We start from the raw sequence: 18,663 nt of genomic DNA on the forward strand, positions 1-18,663 counted from the left end.
CGCGTCACAACGCCGTTGTCCGTCCGCCTATCGCCTGGAGTTGTACGATGCGTCCCGTTTCACCCCTCTCGTCTTACCTTGGTCTGCTGGCCCTCTTCACCGTCAGCCCGCACGCCACGGCAGCGCCTGCCGTCGAACTGGGCCAGGTGCTGATCAATGACGAGGAACAAAGCGAACTGGACGACGCCCGCCAACGCCTGCAAGCAGTGCCTGGCGCCAGTAACCTGGTGGACATGCAACGTGTCGGGCAAGGCCGGGTCGCCAGCAATCAGGATGTGCTGGCCTACCAGCCCGGCGTGTTTGCGCAGTCGGCGGGTAACGATGGCATCAAGTTGTCGATCCGCGGCTCGGGCATCAACCGTGCCCCTGGCGCCCATGGCTCCGGGGTCTACACGATGTTCGACGGCCTGCCCCTTACCGGCCCGGGCGGTACGCCCTACGAGCTGTTCGAACCCCTGTGGCTGAGCCGCGCCGAAGTGCTGCGCGGGGCCAATGGTTTCGATCAGGGCTCGCTGGCCCTGGGCGGGGCCATCAACTACGTGACCCACACCGGCTACGACGCTGCGCCGCTGCAGGTGCGCTATGAAGTCGGCAGCCGTGGCTACCAGCACCGCCACATCAGTTCCGGGCAGGTGCTGGGCAACCTCGACTACTACGTGGCCCTGACCGATTCGGAGTACGACGGCTACCAGGCGCACAGCAGCGGCAGCGCCAAGGGCATCGCTGCCAACGTCGGCTACCGTTTCAACCCGAACCTGGAAACGCGCTTCTACCTGCGTTATCGGGAAACCGAAAACGAATTGGCCGGGCGCCTGACCAAAGACCAGATCAAGCACGACCCGCGCGCCGCCAACCCGCGCTACCTGTCACGCAACGACAGCCGTCCGCAACCCGGCAGCACCTGGGTGGGCAACAAGACCACCTTCTTCCTCGACGATGATTCGCGCCTGGAGGCCGGACTGGTCTATCACGACTACCCGATGGACCTGCGCGAGGGTGACATGCGTCTGAAGGTGGCCTACACCGATGTCAGCGGCACGCTGAACTACTTCCGTCGTGACACCCTGCTCGGCCATGAGAGCAAGACCACCCTTGGCTGGCGCACCACCAAGCACCTGCCCAACAGCGGCGCCTCGCAGTTCTCGCGGGCCAATGACGTGGTCGGCGCGCGCATGCGTGACTTCACCTACCAGGGTTCGGACACCGTGCTGCATGCGGGCAATGATCTGGAACTGATCCCCAACCTGTGGCTGACCACGGGCCTGGCGATGATCTATACCCGCCGGGAAAGTGATGTGACTTACCCGGCCACCGGCGGCAAAGTCAGCCAGCATGATTGGGACTATGCCCCGCGTGTGGGCCTGCGTTACGACATTCGCCCGGACCTGCAGGTTTACGGCAATCTCAGCCGCTCGGTGGAGCCGCCGCACCCGTGGTCGCTGGTATGGAGTGCACCAGTACCCAATCAGCCCATGAAGATGCAGAATCAGACCGCCACCACTCTGGAACTGGGCGCCCGCGGCGACTCGGCGCTGGGGCATTGGGATCTGGCCTGGTACTACTCGCAGGTACGTCACGAGCTGCTCAACGTGGAAGTCGTGCAAGGCTTGCCGTTCAAGGAGTTCAACGCCAGCCCCACCGTGCACCAAGGCCTCGAAGCCGGCCTGGACAGCCTCCTCTGGGAGCAACCCGGCACTGGCAAGCTGAGCCTGCGCCAGGCTTATACCTTCAGCGACTTCCACTACCGTGACGACGACAAATTCGGCGACAACCGCCTGCCCGGCATCCCCATGCACTACTACCAGGCCGAACTGCGCTACGACTGGCCGAGCGGGTTCTACGCCGGGGTCAACACGCAGATGGCGTCAAAGGTGCAGGTCGACTACGCCAACAGCTACCACGCCGACGAATATGCCCTGCTTGGCGCGCGCCTGGGCTGGGACTCGCCGAAGCAGGACTGGCAGACCTGGCTGGACCTGCGCAACCTGACCAACAAGCGCTACGCAGCAACCGTGACCCCGGGGTACAACGATGGCGGCCAGGACATTGCCCGCTCGACACCGGGCGAAGGCTTCGCCGTGTACGCCGGGGTTTCGTACAGCTTCCGCTGAAAACTACTCAGGACGGTAACTGCACCTGTGGCTTGGTCGCAGCGAAAATCGCCCAGCTGGAAACGAACAACGCCGCGATCAACGGCCCGATCACGAAGCCGTTGAGCCCGAATACCGCCAGCCCGCCCAGGGTGGACACGAGAATCAGGTAATCGGGCATCCGCGTGTCCTTGCCCACCAGGATCGGTCGCAACAGGTTGTCTACCAGGCCGATCACCAGCATGCCGAACGCCGTCAGGATCACCCCCGGCAGAATCGCCCCGGTCAGCAGGAAATAGGCCGCCACTGGTGCCCAGACAATCCCCGCCCCCACCGCCGGCAGCAGCGACAGGAACGCCATCAGCACCGCCCACACCAGCGCACTGGGAATATCCAGCACCCAGAAGATAAAACCGCCCAGCGCACCCTGGGTGATGGCCACCAGCACATTGCCCTTGACCGTGGCCCGCACCACCCGGTTGAACTTCAATTGCAGGCGGCGCTTCTGGTGTTCCGGCAGCGGCACGGCAAGGCGCACCCGCCGCGCCACGTCGGCCCCCTCGCGCAGGAAGAAGAACAGCAGGTACATCATGATGCCGAAGCTCACCAGGAACTCGAAGGTGCCCTGGCCAAAGTTGAACGCCTGGCTCGCCAGCACCTGGCCGCCCTGGGTGGCCCACTTGGTGATCTTGTCGCGCAGGCCGTCCAGGTTGCCCATGCCCATGCGGTCCAGGCCATGCTGGGCAAAGGCCGGAAGCATGTCCTTGCCGCGCTCGACGTAGCCGGCGATGTCCAGCTGCCCGCTCTCGATTCGCTGGTACAGCGTGGCGCCTTCCTGCACCAGCAAGGCACTGGTGATGATCACCGGCAGCACGGCGACCAGCAGGCACACCAGCACGGTGCAGCCCGCTGCCAGGTTGCGCCGGCGGCCGAAGCGGATCAGCAGGTGACGCTGCAATGGCGCGAACAGGATGCCGAGAATCACCGCCCAGAAGATCGCGCCGTAGTACGGCAGCAGGATCCACACGAAGGCAATGGTCACAAGTGTCAGGAGTACTGCCAGGGCTTTGTTCTGCAGGGCGTCGTGGTTCATGGCGGCTCCTTGGGTGTCATGGTTATTAGTGCATGCCATCTGCGCAAAAGTGCCACCCTGACCTTGATTCAAATCAATACCACGGCCCCGCTCAGCCGGTAGCATCCGCGCCTTTGCCCCGGTGCGCCCATGACCCTACCCGCCAAGCCCGAACTGCTTGCCCCCGCCGGCAGCCTCAAGACCCTGCGCTATGCCTTCGCCTACGGTGCCGACGCGGTCTACGCCGGCCAGCCGCGCTACAGCCTGCGGGTGCGCAACAACGAGTTCGACCACGCCAACCTGGCGCTGGGCATCCGCGAGGCGCATGCCTTGGGCAAGCGTTTCTATGTGGTGGTCAACATCGCGCCGCACAACGCCAAGTTGAAGACCTTCCTCAAGGACCTGGCACCGGTGATCGCGATGGCACCCGATGCGCTGATCATGTCCGACCCCGGGCTGATCATGCTGGTGCGCCAGCACTTTCCACAGATGCCGGTGCACCTTTCGGTACAGGCCAATACGGTGAACTGGGCCAGCGTGCAGTTCTGGCAACAGATGGGCTTGAGCCGGGTGATCCTGTCGCGCGAGCTGTCGCTGGAGGAGATCGAGGAAATCCGCCAGCAAGTGCCAGACATGGAGCTGGAAGTGTTCGTCCACGGCGCACTGTGCATGGCCTACTCCGGCCGTTGCCTGCTGTCCGGTTACCTGAACAAGCGCGATGCCAACCAGGGCACCTGCACCAATGCCTGCCGCTGGAAATACCAGGCCACCCCCGCCACGGAAAACGCCACCGGCGACATCGTCCGCGAAGTCGAGCCGACCCTGGGCCTTGGCGCCCCCACCGAGCAGGTGTTCCTGCTGCAAGAGAGCAACCGCCCAGGCAGCGAGATGCCAGCCTTCGAGGACGAGCATGGCACCTACATCATGAACGCCAAGGACCTGCGCGCCATCCAGCACGTCGAGCGCCTGGCTGCCATGGGGGTGCACTCGCTGAAGATTGAAGGCCGGACCAAGAGTCACTTCTACTGCGCCCGGGCCGTGCAGTCCTACCGCAAGGCCATCGACGACGCCGCAGCCGGAAGGCCGTTCGACAGGGACCTGATGGACAACCTCGAATCGCTGGCCCAGCGCGGCTACACCGAAGGCTTCCTGCGCCGCCATGTGCACGATGAATACCAGAACTACCTGCGCGGCAATTCGCTGTCCGAGCGCCAGCAGTTCGTCGGCGAGCTGACGGGGGTGCGCGTCGATGGCCTGGCCGAGGTCAAGGTGAAGAACCGCTTTGCCCTGGGTGACCACCTGGAGTTGATGACCCCACGTGGCAACTACCACTTCGACCTGCACCGCCTGTTCGACCGCCAACAGCACGCCATCGAGGTGGCGCCCGGTGACGGCCATGTGGTGTACCTGCCGATTCCCGAGCAGGTTGCGCTGGAGTACGGCCTGCTGATGCGCGACCTGGGCGACGCTGAACAGGCTGCCTGACAAGGCTGTAATCGGCGCCTCAGCCAACTGACAGGCGCAACCGGCGAGGATCGTGGCTCTACCGCATGAGGCCACGCCATGTTGCGCAACCCTACCCGCCGCACCTTCGTCAAAGGCCTGGGCGCCGCCACCACACTGGCCGGCCTGGGCCTGTGGCGGCCACTGGCCCAGGCCAGCGATGGCCGCGAGCTGGCCGGCCAGCACTTCGAGCTGTTGATTGGCCAGACGCCGGTCAACATCACTGGCCGGCCACGCACCGCGCTGACCGTCAATGGCAGCCTGCCCGGCCCGCTGCTGCGCTGGCGCGAAGGCGACACGGTGACCCTGCGCGTGCGCAACCGCCTCGAACAGGACACCTCGATCCACTGGCACGGCATCCTCCTGCCGGCCAACATGGACGGCGTGCCGGGCCTGAGTTTCGCCGGCATCGCGCCGGGTGGCGATTACCTGTACCAGTTCACCCTGCGCCAGAGCGGCACCTATTGGTACCACAGCCATTCCGGCCTGCAGGAGCAGGCCGGGGTCTATGGTGCGATCGTCATCGAACCGCGCGCGCCGGAACCGCATGCCTACCAGCGTGACCATGTGCTGCTGTTCAGCGATTGGTCCGACCAAGCGCCCGAAGCGTTACTGGCGACGCTGAAAAAACAGTCCGACGCCTTCAACTACCACAAGCGCACGCTCGGCGACTTTGTCAGCGACGTTGCCGACAAGGGTTGGGGCAATACTGTCGACGAGCGCCTGGCTTGGGCGCGCATGCGCATGAGCCCGACCGATCTTGCCGACATCAGCGCCGCCAGCTACAGCTACCTGCTCAACGGCCAGCCCCCGGACGGCAACTTCACCTGCCTGTTCCAGCCCGGCGAAACCGTGCGCCTGCGCCTGATCAATGCGTCGGCCATGACCTACTTCGACTTCCGCATTCCAGGCCTTTCGTTGACCGTAATCGCCGCCGACGGCCTGCCGGTGACGCCAGTGACCGTTGATGAGCTGCGTATCGCGGTGGCCGAAACCTACGACGTGCTGGTGACCGTCGGCGACCTGCCCGCCTATACCCTGTTCGCCCAGAGCATGGACCGCAGCGGCTATGCCCGTGGCACCCTGGCCCGCGCCATGGGCCTGCAGGCGGCGGTGCCAGAGCCAGACCCGCGCCCGGTGCTGAGCATGGCCGACATGGGCCACGGCAACATGGCCGCGATGGATCACAGCAACATGGCCGGCATGGACCACGCCAGCATGAACAGCCTGCAAGGCCACCCCACCAGCGAAACCGACAACCCGTTGGTGGACATGCAGACCATGGCGCCTCGCGCCAACCTGGCCGACCCCGGCATCGGCCTGCGTGACAACGGCCGCCGGGTGCTGACCTATGCCGACCTGCGCAGCCCCTACCCGGACCCGGATGGCCGCGAACCTTCACGGGATATCGAGCTGCACCTGACCGGACACATGGCGCGCTTCGCCTGGTCGTTCGACGGGGTCAAGTTCAGTGATGCCGCACCGTTGCGCCTGACCTACGGCGAGCGGGTGCGCATCACCCTGGTCAACGACACCATGATGACCCACCCCATCCACCTGCACGGCATGTGGAGCGACCTGGAGGACGAACATGGGCGCTTCCTGGTACGCAAGCACACGATCGACATGCCGCCTGGCAGCCGCCGCAGCTACCGGGTCACAGCCGACGCCCTGGGCCGCTGGGCCTACCACTGCCACCTGCTCTACCACATGGAGACCGGCATGTTCCGCGAGGTACGGGTCGATGCATGAGATCAACAACCGGCGCCTGGTAACCGCTGTCGCCCTGACCGCACTGCTGGCCAGCGAACGGGCCATGGCCGAGCCCCCACACCTGGCGGGCCATCAGGTGCATGATCGCGCCGTCAATTGGGCAGTGATCGTCGATCAGCTGGAGTACCAGAACTTCGAAAGCAGCAGCGCCCTCAAGTGGAACGCCACGGCCTGGGTCGGTGGTGACATCGATCGCCTGTGGCTGCGCAGCGAGGGTGAACGGCAACAAGGCAAGACCCACAAGGCAGAGCTTCAGGCGTTGTGGGGCCATGCGATCAGCCCTTGGTGGGAGCTGGTCGGCGGCCTGCGCCAGGACTTCAAGCCGGCCAGCGGGCAGACCTGGGCCGCCTTCGGCATCCAGGGCACCCCGCTGTATGGCCTGGAACTGCAAGCCACCGCCTATGCCGGCGAGCGACAACAGAGCGCGCTGCGCCTGGAGGCCGCTTACGCTATCCTGCTGACCAACCGCTGGATCCTCGAGCCGAACCTGGAAGCCAACTTCTACGGCCGCAACGATACCGGCCACGAACAGGGGGCGGGGCTTGCCGACAGCGAAGTCGGCCTGCGCCTGCGCTACGAAATCAGCCGAGGCTTCGCGCCTTATGTCGGGGTAAGCTTCGAGCGCCTGCATGGCAACCGCGCCAGCCAGGCCCGTGAGGACGGCGAAGACCTCGGCCAGACCCGTCTGGTGGCAGGCATCCGCCTGCGTTTCTAAGGAGTTGTTCGACCATGCTGCGTAAACACCTGATCACCTTCGGCCTGCTGGCCATCACCGGCCTGGCCCAGGCCGGCGAAACCATCGATGTCTATCGCGACCCCAACTGTGGCTGCTGCAAGGCCTGGATCAGCCACCTGCGCGACAACGGCTTCACCGTCAACGACCACGTCGAACCGAACATGAGCGCCGTCAAGCAGCGCCTGGGCGTGGCGCCGCGCCTGGCGTCGTGCCACACCGGGGTAATCGACGGCAAGTTCGTCGAAGGCCATGTGCCCGCCGAGCAGGTGCGCCTGCTGGCCAAGCGCAACGACCTCAAGGGCCTGGCCGTGCCGGGCATGCCCATGGGCTCGCCGGGCATGGAAATGGGTGACCACAAGGATGCCTACCAAGTCATCGGCGTGACCCAGGATGGCCAGGATACCGTGGTCGCCAGCTACTGATGCTGAGCCTCTGGGCGCTGTTTCTCAGCGCCTTCGGTGCCGCCACCCTGCTGCCGTTGCAATCGGAGGCGGTGCTGGTCGGCCTGCTGCTGCGCGAGCCCGATGCCTGGCTGACCTTGCTGCTGGTGGCCACCGTGGGCAATGTGCTCGGTTCGCTGGTCAACTGGCTGCTCGGTCGGGCCATCGAGCACCTGCGCGAGCGGCGCTGGTTCCCGTTCAGCGCCAGCCAGCTGGAACGCGCGCAACAGCGCTACCAGCGTTGGGGGCAATGGTCGCTGCTGCTGAGCTGGATGCCGGTGATCGGCGATCCGCTGACCCTGATTGCCGGCATCATGCGTGAGCCGTTCTGGCGTTTTCTGCTGCTGGTGACCCTGGCCAAGGGCGGGCGTTATAGCATCGTGGCGATGATTACCCTGGGCTGGTTTCATGCCTGGTAACACCTTTAACGTTTAAGGTGTTCCGCTGACTGCTAAAGTCGCCAATTCCTACATGGTCCTACATGGAGTGCCCCCATGCTGCGCGCAACCGCCCTGGCCCTGGCCTGCCTCGCCGGCGCCCCGGCCATCGCTGCCGAATCGCCTGCCTACGGCAAACAGCTCGAAGGCTTCAGCTACCCTCACCCACTCCAGCATTTCGACTTCCAGTCCCAGGGTCAGCACCTGCAAATGGGCTACATGGATGTGCCGGCCCAGGGCCAGGCCAATGGCCGCAGCGTAGTGCTGATGCACGGCAAGAACTTCTGCGCGGCCACCTGGGAGACCACCATCGACGCCTTGAGCCAGGCGGGCTACCGGGTGATCGCCGCAGACCAGATCGGCTTCTGCACGTCGAGCAAGCCGGCGCAGTACCAGTACAGCTTCCAGCAACTGGCGGTGAACACCCATGCCCTGCTCGAACAGCTGGGTGTCAAACAGGCCATCGTGCTCGGCCACTCCACCGGCGGCATGCTCGCCACTCGCTATGCACTGATGTATCCGCAACAAGTCGAGCGCCTGGCGATGGTCAACCCGATCGGCCTGGAGGACTGGAAAGCCCTCGGCGTGCCCTACCGCACGGTGGACCAGTGGTATGCCCGCGAGCTCAAGCTCGATGCCGAAGGCGTGCGCGAGTATGAGCGCAAGACCTACTATGCAGGGCGCTGGAAGCCCGAGTACGAACGCTGGGTGCAGATGCTGGTGGGGCTGAACAAGGGGCCGGGGCATGAGGCAGTGGCGTGGAACTCGGCACTGATCTACGACATGATCTTCACCCAGCCGGTGTACCACGAGTTCAAGGACCTGAAGATGCCGACCCTGCTGCTGATCGGCGATCAGGACACCACGGCGATCGGCAGCGACATTGCTCCGCCTGAAGTGAAGGCCAAGCTGGGCAAGTACAAGGAACTGGGGCCGCATGTGGCCAAGCTGATTCCACACGGCGAGTTGGTGACCTTCGAGGGCATGGGGCATGCCCCGCAGATCGAGGAGCCGCGGCGCTTCAACCGCACGCTGGTGGAGTGGCTCGGGCGCTAAACGGGCCAATGGGGGCGCCGTGCGCCCCCTACAATCTCCAGACCTGCGCTTCCGTCCAGCCGAGCTCGGCAAAATCCAAAGCCCGCAGGTCGGCTTCCTCTTCACAGAAAAACTCATCCAGCTGCGGCGGCCTTACCGCCGTATCACTGAGCATCGCATGCACCTGCCCACGGTGATGGATCTGGTGCTCGAACAGGTGCGCGAGCAGGCGCAGGCGCTGTTCGCGCTGGATCCGTTGCGGTCGCACAATGCTCACGTAGCGCGCCAGCTGATCATCCTGCAACAGGCTGCAATAGGCGATCAACCGGTGGTCGGCCTGGGCCTGCTCGGCATGCAGGTCGGTACAGGTGGCGAATGGTTGCTCAGGCTCGAAGAAACGCTCGCCGTCCGGGTTCGGTGCTTCACCGCGCTGTTCGCACTCGAGCATGTCCAGATAGAACCAGTCCACCGTCAGCAGATGGTTGAGGGTGGCCTTGATCGACGGGAAGAAGCTGCAACGGGGGGCGACGAACTCATCAAAGGTCAGTTGCAGGCAGGCCTTGTACAGGCGGTGGTTGGCCCATCCATTGTTGTAGGCCTGGGTCAGCAGATGATGCGACAGCGGCTCCATGGCTCGGCTCCTTCAGGCGAAGCGTTGCAGTTGCATCTCCCGCAGCCGGCTCAGGGTCCGTTGGTACGGGAACGCCAGATACCCTTGAGTGTAGAGCGCATCGAGCGGAACCTGCGCCTCCAGGTACAGGGCCACCCGGCGGTCGTAGCATTCGTCGACCAGGGCGATGAAACGGCGCACGGCGTCATCCTTGGGTGACAGCATCGGCAATTCCCGGTCGCCTGCCACGACACGCGCTGCACCATCTTCTGTGCCGCGGGCGATGCGCCCGGCCTGCTGTTCACCGCCCAGAGCCGGGATACCTTCGACCAGGATCGCCGGAAACTGATCGCACAAGGCCATGAACTCCATGGCGGCCAAGGGCCGTTCGCAGAGTTCGGTAAAGTGGCACCAGAGGGCTTGGGTGCTTCGCCGGATCACCTCGACCTGCCGCGAGCCGATCAGCAGGGGGGCGTTGCTGCCGGGGTCATCCGGGCTGAGCTGCACGAATACGGCTTCCAGCGCGCCGCCTTTGCTCCCCGCTTCGGCCACCCAGTAACGCTGGCACTGGGCGCCCGGATGCAGGCGATGGTCCTGCTCGCCGGCCACCGAAAGCACCTGCATATGCCGCTCGATGGCGCTGATGGCCGGCAGGAAGCGCTCGCGATTGAAGCCGTCGCGGTACAGTTGTTGCGGCGGCTGATTAGAGGTGGCGACCACCACCACGCCGTGATCGAACAGCACCTGGAACAGGCGGCCGAGGATGATCGCATCGCCAATGTCGCTGACGAACAGTTCGTCGAAGCACAACACTCGAATCTGCCCGGCCAGTTCCCGCGCCAGCGCCTTCAAGGGGTCGGCAGTGCCGTTGAGCTGGAACAGGCGCTGGTGGACCCAGGCCATGAAATGGTGGAAGTGCTGGCGCCGGGACGGGACGCTGAGGCAGCGGTGGAACAGGTCCATGAGCCAGGTCTTGCCGCGGCCGACCGGGCCCCAGAGGTAGAGGCCCTGGGGGCGATGCCCCTGTTCTATGGCCTGAAAGCAGGTCTGCAGGGCATCGACTGCGCGCCCTTGAGCCGGGTCCTGGGCATAGCCCTGCTCGCTGAGTGCTTGGTTATAGAGGGTGTTCGGATCAATGGGCATGGCAGTTCGCTTGGCCTGTCAGAGCCCTATTGTCTGCACTGGCTCTATCGCCGGCAAGCCGGCGATAGAGCCAGAGAAGGCATCCGTTGCCTTCAGCCCTCGCTCAACCCCACCTTCAGCAGTGCGCCATCCTTGGCATCGGTCAGCACATACAGGTAGCCATCCGGCCCCACCCGCACATCACGGATGCGCGCCTTCAAGTCGCCCAGCAAGCGCTCTTCATGGACGATCTTGTCACCATCGAGCTGCAGGCGGATCAACTCCTGGGTCGCCAGCGCGCCAATGAACAGGTTGTGATCCCAGGCCTTGAAGGTCGGGCTGTCATAGAAGGCCATGCCGCTGATGCCGGGTGACTTTTCCCAGACATGGTGCGGGTCGACCATACCGTCGACATGCTTGCCCTCGGCTTCCGGGATGGGCATCAGCGAGTAGTTGATACCCTGCGTGGCGATCGGCCAGCCATAGTTCTTGCCCGGCTCCGGGATGTTGATCTCGTCGCCGCCACGCGGGCCGTGTTCATGGGTCCAAAGCTTGCCGGTCCAGGGGTTGAGCGCCGCGCCCTGCTGGTTGCGATGGCCGAACGACCAGATTTCCGGGCGCACGTCCTGCTTGCCGACGAAGGGGTTGTCCTTCGGTACTTCACCATCAGGCAGGATCCGCACGATCTTGCCCTGCAGCTTGTCCAGGTCCTGGGCTGTCGGGCGCTGGTTGTTCTCGCCCAGGGCGATGAATAGGAAGCCGTCGCGGTCGAATACCAGCCGCGAGCCAAAGTGATTGCCTTCGGAGAGCTTGGGTTGCTGGCGGAAGATCACATTGAAGTGCTCCAGCCGTGCACGGTCCTCGGACAGCTGGCCACGGCCCACTGCCGTGCCGGCCTTGCCATCACTGCCCTCCTCGGCGTACGACAGGTAGACCGTGCGGTCCTTGGCAAACCCAGGCGACAGCACCACGTCGAGCAGGCCACCCTGGCCTTCGGCCCAGACCTTGGGCACGCCGCTGATGGGTGGGCCGACCTTGCCCTCGGCGCTCACCACGCGCAGGTTGCCGGGGCGCTCGGTGACCAGCATGTCCTTGCCGCCCGGCAGGAATGCCAGTGCCCAAGGGTTGCGCAGGCCATCGGCCACGGTGCTGACCGTGAGTTGCCCCTCTTCGCTGGAAAATTGCTGCTCAGGGGCAGCATGGGCCAGCAGCGGCAACAGCGCAGCAGCGGTCAAGGCAGTCAGCCAGTGGGTTCGGGTCATGCAGGATTCCTTTCTATGGGTCAGGGCGCACGCTGGCTATCACGCGGTGGCCGCGTCGGCTCCAGATTGGGCGCCTGCTGCTGGCGGCGCAGGTTGTCGCCATTGCCGATACCGCGGTTGTCCAGGCTTGGCGTGCGGTAGATGGGCTGGGTGGACGGGCCGCGCACGGGCGGTGTGGCCGGCATGCTGCCCTGGCGGCTGTTGGGGTTGGCGCGCTGGATCGGACTGTTGTACGGGTTGTTGTTGCTGGCGGCGAGCTGCAGTGGCTGCGCAGGAGCTGCCTGCACCGACAGGCCCAGCGTCAAGCCGATGATCAAGGTTGGCACTCTAAGACCCATGCTTCACCTCCTGTACGAAAAAGCGCGCCGTGTGCGTTTGGATAGCCTAAGGCGCGAAGGGTTCGCGGCAAAAGTGTGAATGCGATTCCTGATGTTTCAGTATGGGCCTGATGGCGCAGTGCATCAGGCCCGCCGATCACCGGGCGGCATCGACCTTGTGCCGTGCCGCGTACAGGCACAGCATCTCCATGGCCAGGGTGGCTCCGGCCAGCGCGGTGATATCAGCGTGGTCATAGGCCGGCGCCACCTCCACCAGGTCCATGCCCACCAGGTTGATGCCGCGCAGGCCACCGAGGATCTCCAGCGCCTGCACCGTGCTCAAGCCACCGCATACCGGGGTGCCGGTGCCGGGCGCATAGGCCGGGTCGAGGCAGTCGATGTCGAAGGTCAGGTACACCGGTCGGTCGCCGACCCGTTGGCGGATCGCTGCGATGATCGCTTCGGTGCCCTGGCGATGCACCTGCCGGGCATCGAGGATGGCGAAGCCCTGGCTGTCGTCATTGGTGGTGCGCAGGCCGACCTGCACCGAGCAGGACGGATCGACCAGGCCCTCGCGTGCGGCATGCCAGAACATGGTGCCATGGTCGATGCGGCCCTCCTCGTCCGGCCAGGTGTCGCTGTGCGCATCGAAATGGATCAGCGCCAGGGGGCCATGGCGCCGGGCATGGGCCTTGAGCAGCGGGTAGCTGATGAAATGGTCACCGCCCAGGGTGAGCATGGCGCAACCGGCTTCAAGAATGTGCTCGGCGTGGGCCTGGATGCTGTCCGGGACCGACTGCGGGGTGCCACTGTCGAAGGCGCAGTCGCCATAGTCGATCACCGCCAGCTGGTCGAACGGGTCGAACGCCCAGGGCCAGTGGCGTGCCCAGGCCTGCTGCACCGAGGCGGCGCGGATTGCGCGCGGCCCGAAGCGCGCGCCGGGGCGGTTGCTGGTGGCGGTGTCGAACGGCACACCGCTGACCACCACATCCACCCCACGCAGGTCGCGACTGTAGCGGCGACGGGAGAAACTGGTGATACCGGCGTAGGTACTTTCTGCTGCGGTACCGTACAGGCTGTCGCGGGTCATGGCCTGGTCGTTGTTCTGGGCTTGCTCCACGGTGGGGCTCCTTGGTATTTATCGGTCACTGGCGGCTGCGGAAAGCCGTCCACAAGCGGTTGCGCTGGCGCAGGTCGGACAGCGCCATGCTGCGGTCGGCATACAAGCGCTCACGCACATTGGCAGGAGGGTAGATATCCGGGTCATTGCGCACGGCGTCATCGACCAGAGGCGTCGCTGCCTGGTTGGCATTGGCGAAGAACAGCGTATTGGTCAGCGCTGCCACCGACTCCGGTTTCAACATGAACGCGATGAACGCCCGGGCGGCTTCCGGGTGCGGGGCATCCTTGGGTATGACCAGGTTGTCCTGCCACACCAGCGTGCCTTCACGGGGGATGCGGTAGATCAGCTCGAAGGGCTTGCCGGCGCGGCGCGCCTGGTCGGCGGCCATGGCCGCATCGCCGTTGTAGGTCAACGCCAGGCACACGCTGCCGTTGGCCAGGTCGCTGATCTGCCGGCCATTGGCGACATAGCTGATCGACGGTTGCAGCTGGTTCAGCAGCTTCTGCGCCGCCGCGAGGTCGGCCTTGTCCTGGCTGTAAGGGTCTTTGCCAAGGTAATTGAGGGCGACGCCGATCACTTCCTGCGGCGAGTCTGGCATGGCGATGCCGCACGCCTTGAGGCGGCTGGCGTACTCAGGCTTGAACAGCAGGTCGAGGCTATCCAGCGGCACATCGCCCAAGCGCTGGCGCACGGCCTCGACATTCACCCCCAGGCCCAGGGTGCCCCAGGTGTAGGGCACCGCGTAACGGTTGCCTGGGTCGGCCTCTGCCAGCTTGGCCAGCAGGTCCTTGTCGAGGTTGGCGTAGCCGGGCATGCCTTGCGCGTCGAGCGGTTGCAGGGCATTGGCCTTCAGCGCCCGGGCCAGCACGGTGGCTGACGGCACGACCACGTCGTAGCCGCTGCGGCCAGTGAGCAGCTTGGTTTCCAGGACTTCGGTAGTGTCGAAGGTGTCGTAACGCACCTTGTAGCCGGTTTCCTTTTCGAAGCGCTGAAGAGTTTGCGGGGCGACGTAGTCGGCCCAGCTGTAGAGATTGACGACCTTTTCTTCGGCCTGCAGCGGCAGGGCCAGGATCAAGGACAACAGGCACAGCGATCGACGCATGACGGGCACCTCGGCAAGTGGGTGGATGCCGCCAGCATGGCAGCCGGGTAACATTGCAAGAATGGCAAGTTTGCAAAGCTGACATTCATCAGGAGCAATGTGATGCTCGGACAACTGCACGACCCCGACCTGCACTTGCTGCGGCTGTTCGTCACTGTAGTAGAGGCCGGCGGCTTCAGTGCCGCCCAAGGCGTACTGGGGCTGAGCCAGCCCACTATCAGCCAGCGCATGGCGCAGCTGGAAACGCGCCTGGGCTACCGCCTGTGCAGCCGTGGCAAAGGCGGTTTTCGCCTGACCGACAAGGGCGAGCTGCTGCTGGAGGCTGCCCGTGGCCTGTTGCTGAACATCGAGTTGTTCCGCCAGCAGGCCAACGGCGTGGCCGGGCGCCTGCTGGGAACGGTGCGGGTGGGGATGGCCGAGAACCAGGATGCGGCCGTGAGCCTGCGCCTGGCCACGGCTATTTCACGCTTTCGCGGGCGTGAGGAAGCGGTGCAGGTGGAGCTGATCAGCGCACCACCGGCGGAGCTGGAGCGGCTGCTGTTGGAGCAACGGCTGGACTTTGCCATCAGCTATTTTTCCGGCAACCAGGCAGCCTTCGACTATCAGCCATTGTTCGAAGAGCGCCAACGCCTGTACTGCGGCAAGGGGCATGCGCTGTTCGATCAGGCCGAGGTAACGCACGAGCAATTGCTGGAGGCCGACCAGGTGCGCCATCCCTACCGCTTTCTCAAAGACGGCGAGCCGTTCCAGAGCCGGCGCAGCATGGCGGTGGCGGAGCAGATCGAGAGCGTGCTGACGTTGATTCTTTCGGGGCGGCATATTGGCTATCTGCCGTGTCACTGCGCGGCGAGCTGGGAAGATCAGGGGATGTTGCGGGCGCTGGATCCGCTGCTGGATTTCGTGGTGCCCTTCACCTTGGCTCGGCATCGGGCACAGGTGCCTGGGGAGGCGCAGCAGGCGTTTTTGGAGGACCTGCTGGTGGTGTTTATCGGGCGTTAACGAGAAACGGTCTCACTCACAAGACCCAACACTTTCAACGCGACCGTGCATTTGCCACACTGCAGGCACCACTTCGTCGGCAAGGACCTTACCCATGGCTGCCCGTTTGCGCCGCTCCCTTCGCCTGCCGCTGGTACTGATGCTGGCTGGCGCGCTCAACGCCTGCGCACTGTTCCAGGCTCGCGACCCGCTCAATATCAGTGTGATCGGCATCGAGCCGCTGCCGGGCCAGGAGCTGGAAATGCGCATGGCGGTGAAGATGAGGGTGCAGAACCCCAACGAGTCGGCCATCGACTACAACGGCGTTGCGCTGAACCTGGAGGTGAACGGTCAGCCGCTGGCAGCTGGGGTCAGTGATCAGCAAGGGCACATCGGCCGTTACGACGAAGCCGTGATCGTGGTGCCCGTGAGCATCACGGCGTTCGCCTTCCTGCGCCAGGCCTACGGCCTGGGCAAGCTCGATTCACTGCAAGGGATGCCTTACAAGCTGCGCGGCAAACTGGCCGGCGGGCCGTTGGGCACCGTGCGCTTCACTGACGAGGGCAAGCTGGACCTGCCCAAGGAGGGCAGCCTGTACAGGTAGGGGATGGATCAGCGACTGGCGCTGGCGGCAGCCATCATCTTGTTGACCTCGCTGCGGACCATGCTGGCGAATTCCGGCGGCGACATAGCGTCCAGTTCGGCACGCACCCATTCAGCCCACTTGCCTTTGCGGCGTGGCTTTTCGGCGATCAGCCGCGCAGCTTCGCCTTTGGCTTTGCCCAGGTTGTTCTGCCACATCTCGAACAGCCGGGCCTTTTCCGCCTCGATCTGCGCCCGTTCCTCGAAGCTCATGTTGGCCAGATTGAAAGTCATGAAGGTTCCTGCCTGTTGAAAATGGCCGCTATCTTACACCCTGGCGTCGCATCATCGGCAAAGCCATCGCAACTTTCCCGGCGCGCTGGCATCCATTGTTCAACCACCCCATCGACGAGGACGTGTTCATGGCCCGAAAAACCGCAGCACTGGCCGACAGTGATCAGATCAAGGACCAAGTGTTCAGTGAGCTGCAGTCATTGATCGAAGAGTCAGAAAAACTGCTTAACGAAAGCGCCGCGCTGGTTGGCGAAGAAGCCGAGACCCTGAGAGCGCAGGTGAGCCTTAAATTGCGCCAGGCCCGTGAGGCCGCCGGCCAGGTGCGCGCCAAGGCGCAACCGGTGGTCGACGCCACCCAGGACTATATCGGTGGCCATCCATGGCAGACCGTGGCCGTGTCCGCAGGCTTCGGCCTGGTAATTGGCCTGCTGCTGGGGCGCCGCCACTAGGTGTTCAGGCCGCCTGCGCCATCGGGATACCGCTGTGGAAACGGAGCTCCTGATCGGGAGACTGGATCAGCTCCGCTTCCGCTGCGCGCACCAGTTCGACGCGACGGACGATGTCCGCCTCGTCACCGTACTGGTGGGCCAGTTTCAGGTAACCCTGATAGTGGCGGGCTTCGCTTTTCAGCAAGCCGTGATAGAAGGTGCCGAGCTCTTCATCGAGGTGCGGCACCAAAGCGGCAAAGCGCTCGCAACTACGGGCTTCGATGAATGCTCCGACCACCAGTGTATCCACCAGCTTCACCGGCTCGTGGGCGCGCACCAGACGGCGCAGGCCAGACGCATAGCGCCCTGCCGAGACCGGCCGCAGCGGCACGCCACGGCGCTTCATCAGCCGCAGTACCTGCTCGTGATGCACCAGCTCTTCACGGGCCAGGCGCGACATCATGTTGATCAGGTCCAGGTGAGTGTTGTACTTGGCGATCAGGCTCAGGGCGGTGCTGGCCGCCTTGAACTCGCAGTTCTTGTGATCGATCAGCAGGGTTTCCTGGTCGGCGAGTGCCGCTTCGATCCAGGCATCTGGGGTCGGGCAGCCGAGGAAGGCATCGATTTCGGGGATCAGCGACATAAGCGAACAACCACACTGGACAGGCAAGACCGGCGATTATACCGGGGGCGGCAGGTAGCACCAGTGGCTATGCTTGATGTACGTCAAGCGGCGACGCGGGAGGCGCCGACTATAGTCAGGCATTGGTCGCAACCTTTGAACGGAGTTAACGCCCATGCAAGCTGTCCGCAGCATCCTCGTCGTCCTCGACCCCGAACATGCCCATAGCCGTGCGCTGACTCGGGCCAAGCTGATCGCCGGCGTGACCGGTGCTCGCCTGCATCTGCTGATGTGTGACAAGAAGCATGATCACAGTGCGTTGCTCAGCTTGCTCAGCAGCCAGTTGCATGATGATGGCTATGATAACGTGACCCATGAACAAAAATGGCAGGAAAGCCTGCACGAGTCGATCATCTATGTGCAGCAGGCAGAAGGTTGTGAGCTGGTGATCAAGGAGCACCGGCCCGACAACCCGTTGAAAAAGGCCCTGCTGACGCCTACCGACTGGAAGCTGCTGCGCCAGTGCCCGTGTGCGGTACTGATGGTCAAAAGCGAACGATCGTGGACCGGCGGCGTGATCCTGGCAGCGGTGGACGTGGGCAACCAGGACGAAGATCATCGCCACCTGCACGCCAGCATCATCGACCACGGCTATGCGATTGCCGGGTTGGCCAAGGGCGACCTGCATGTCGTCAGTGCGCACCCCTCCCCGATGCTGTCGGCGTCAGACCCGGTTTATCAGCTGAGTGAAACCATCGAGAAGCGCTATCGGGAGGCCTGCAGTGCGTTCCAGGCCGAGTTCGATATCAGTGAAGACCGCCTGCATGTCGCGGAAGGGCCAGCAGATGTGCTGATTCCCCATTTCGAGAAGCAACTCGATGCCGTGGTCACGGTAATCGGCACTGTCGCGCGCACCGGGATTTCCGGGGCCCTGATCGGTAATACTGCCGAAGTGGTGCTCGATTCGCTGGAAGGCGATGTGCTGGTGCTCAAGAGCGAAGAAGCGACGGCGCACCTGGCGGAACTGGCCCGGGGCTGAAGGTTTCCTGGGCCAGAAAGACAAAACCCCTACCTGCATGTGCAGATAGGGGTTTTGCGAAATGAATCTTGACGATGACCTACTCTCACATGGGGAAA

At 64.2% G+C, this 18,663-nt stretch carries 20 protein-coding genes; 11 read left to right on the top strand and 9 right to left on the bottom strand.

What is annotated here, in order from left to right; all coding sequences use genetic code 11:
* The first annotated feature begins 47 nt into the window (after positions 1-47).
* Positions 48-2,111: a TonB-dependent receptor domain-containing protein gene (locus F6X59_RS16660; RefSeq protein WP_152957160.1), complete on the top strand. Its 2,064-nt coding sequence runs from the start codon at positions 48-50 to the stop codon at positions 2,109-2,111.
* Between the two features lie 7 nt (positions 2,112-2,118).
* Here the strand turns inward: F6X59_RS16660 and F6X59_RS16665 are convergent, their stop codons facing one another.
* Positions 2,119-3,183 carry an AI-2E family transporter gene (locus F6X59_RS16665; RefSeq protein WP_152957161.1) on the bottom strand — a complete coding sequence of 355 codons (1,065 nt, stop codon included), beginning with the start codon at positions 3,181-3,183 and terminating at the stop codon, positions 2,119-2,121.
* Between the two features lie 129 nt (positions 3,184-3,312).
* Between F6X59_RS16665 and yegQ the strand changes: the two genes are divergently transcribed.
* The 6 genes from yegQ (at position 3,313) to F6X59_RS16695 (ending at position 9,107) form a co-directional block, all read left to right on the top strand.
* Positions 3,313-4,647 carry a tRNA 5-hydroxyuridine modification protein YegQ gene (gene yegQ, locus F6X59_RS16670; protein WP_152957162.1) on the top strand — a complete coding sequence of 445 codons (1,335 nt, stop codon included), beginning with the start codon at positions 3,313-3,315 and terminating at the stop codon, positions 4,645-4,647.
* A 78-nt stretch (positions 4,648-4,725) separates the two neighbouring features.
* Positions 4,726-6,417: a copper resistance system multicopper oxidase gene (locus tag F6X59_RS16675; RefSeq protein WP_152957163.1), complete on the top strand. Its 1,692-nt coding sequence runs from the start codon at positions 4,726-4,728 to the stop codon at positions 6,415-6,417.
* Entirely contained in the window at positions 6,410-7,153 is a 744-nt protein-coding gene (locus F6X59_RS16680; protein ID WP_152957164.1) for a copper resistance protein B, read from the top strand. Before F6X59_RS16675 ends, F6X59_RS16680 begins: the two co-directional genes overlap by 8 nt.
* Before the next feature lie 14 nt (positions 7,154-7,167).
* Positions 7,168-7,596, top strand: a complete 429-nt coding sequence (locus F6X59_RS16685; protein WP_152957165.1) for a DUF411 domain-containing protein — start codon at positions 7,168-7,170, stop codon at positions 7,594-7,596.
* Entirely contained in the window at positions 7,596-8,033 is a 438-nt protein-coding gene (locus tag F6X59_RS16690; protein ID WP_152957166.1) for a YqaA family protein, read from the top strand. The genes F6X59_RS16685 and F6X59_RS16690 overlap by 1 nt, the downstream gene beginning before the upstream one ends.
* A gap of 75 nt (positions 8,034-8,108) precedes the next feature.
* Entirely contained in the window at positions 8,109-9,107 is a 999-nt protein-coding gene (locus F6X59_RS16695; protein WP_152957167.1) for an alpha/beta fold hydrolase, read from the top strand.
* A gap of 28 nt (positions 9,108-9,135) precedes the next feature.
* Here F6X59_RS16695 and F6X59_RS16700 read toward each other — a convergent pair whose 3' ends face one another.
* The 6 genes from F6X59_RS16700 to F6X59_RS16725 form a co-directional block, all read right to left on the bottom strand.
* Complete coding sequence (locus F6X59_RS16700) at positions 9,136-9,717, bottom strand: DinB family protein (RefSeq protein ID WP_152957168.1); 582 nt, start codon at positions 9,715-9,717, stop codon at positions 9,136-9,138.
* 12 nt (positions 9,718-9,729) lie between these two features.
* Positions 9,730-10,839, bottom strand: a complete 1,110-nt coding sequence (gene zapE / locus F6X59_RS16705; RefSeq protein ID WP_152957169.1) for a cell division protein ZapE — start codon at positions 10,837-10,839, stop codon at positions 9,730-9,732.
* Positions 10,840-10,931: 92 nt separating this feature from the next.
* The gene (locus F6X59_RS16710; protein ID WP_152957170.1) at positions 10,932-12,080 is read right to left on the bottom strand and encodes a PQQ-dependent sugar dehydrogenase; all 1,149 of its coding nucleotides are present in this window, start codon (positions 12,078-12,080) and stop codon (positions 10,932-10,934) included.
* Between the two features lie 20 nt (positions 12,081-12,100).
* Positions 12,101-12,418 carry a hypothetical protein gene (locus tag F6X59_RS16715; protein ID WP_152957171.1) on the bottom strand — a complete coding sequence of 106 codons (318 nt, stop codon included), beginning with the start codon at positions 12,416-12,418 and terminating at the stop codon, positions 12,101-12,103.
* Positions 12,419-12,554: 136 nt separating this feature from the next.
* The gene (gene speB / locus F6X59_RS16720; protein WP_372240421.1) at positions 12,555-13,517 is read right to left on the bottom strand and encodes an agmatinase; all 963 of its coding nucleotides are present in this window, start codon (positions 13,515-13,517) and stop codon (positions 12,555-12,557) included.
* 25 nt (positions 13,518-13,542) lie between these two features.
* Positions 13,543-14,622 carry an extracellular solute-binding protein gene (locus F6X59_RS16725; RefSeq protein WP_152957172.1) on the bottom strand — a complete coding sequence of 360 codons (1,080 nt, stop codon included), beginning with the start codon at positions 14,620-14,622 and terminating at the stop codon, positions 13,543-13,545.
* A 102-nt stretch (positions 14,623-14,724) separates the two neighbouring features.
* On the opposite strand from F6X59_RS16725, the gene F6X59_RS16730 reads away from it, so the two are divergent.
* Both F6X59_RS16730 and F6X59_RS16735 read left to right on the top strand, forming a co-directional pair.
* Positions 14,725-15,621 carry a LysR family transcriptional regulator gene (locus tag F6X59_RS16730; RefSeq protein WP_152957173.1) on the top strand — a complete coding sequence of 299 codons (897 nt, stop codon included), beginning with the start codon at positions 14,725-14,727 and terminating at the stop codon, positions 15,619-15,621.
* Between the two features lie 94 nt (positions 15,622-15,715).
* A complete protein-coding gene (locus F6X59_RS16735; protein WP_152957174.1) occupies positions 15,716-16,204 on the top strand; it encodes an LEA type 2 family protein in 489 nt (162 codons plus the stop codon).
* Between the two features lie 8 nt (positions 16,205-16,212).
* Here F6X59_RS16735 and F6X59_RS16740 read toward each other — a convergent pair whose 3' ends face one another.
* Positions 16,213-16,476 (bottom strand): hypothetical protein, encoded by a 264-nt coding sequence (locus F6X59_RS16740; protein WP_152957175.1) that lies wholly within the window; start codon positions 16,474-16,476, stop codon positions 16,213-16,215.
* 128 nt (positions 16,477-16,604) lie between these two features.
* Here F6X59_RS16740 and F6X59_RS16745 point away from each other — a divergent pair, with 128 nt between their 5' ends.
* Positions 16,605-16,925, top strand: coding sequence for a YqjD family protein (locus tag F6X59_RS16745; RefSeq protein ID WP_152957176.1), 321 nt, complete (start codon positions 16,605-16,607; stop codon positions 16,923-16,925).
* Between the two features lie 4 nt (positions 16,926-16,929).
* Here the strand turns inward: F6X59_RS16745 and F6X59_RS16750 are convergent, their stop codons facing one another.
* Positions 16,930-17,547 carry a tRNA-(ms[2]io[6]A)-hydroxylase gene (locus tag F6X59_RS16750; protein ID WP_152957177.1) on the bottom strand — a complete coding sequence of 206 codons (618 nt, stop codon included), beginning with the start codon at positions 17,545-17,547 and terminating at the stop codon, positions 16,930-16,932.
* A gap of 154 nt (positions 17,548-17,701) precedes the next feature.
* On the opposite strand from F6X59_RS16750, the gene F6X59_RS16755 reads away from it, so the two are divergent.
* Entirely contained in the window at positions 17,702-18,565 is an 864-nt protein-coding gene (locus tag F6X59_RS16755; RefSeq protein ID WP_152957178.1) for a universal stress protein, read from the top strand.
* The last annotated feature ends 98 nt before the right edge of the window (positions 18,566-18,663 follow it).

It is taken from the genome of Pseudomonas sp. MN1F (assembly GCF_009391885.1).
GTDB lineage: Bacteria > Pseudomonadota > Gammaproteobacteria > Pseudomonadales > Pseudomonadaceae > Aquipseudomonas.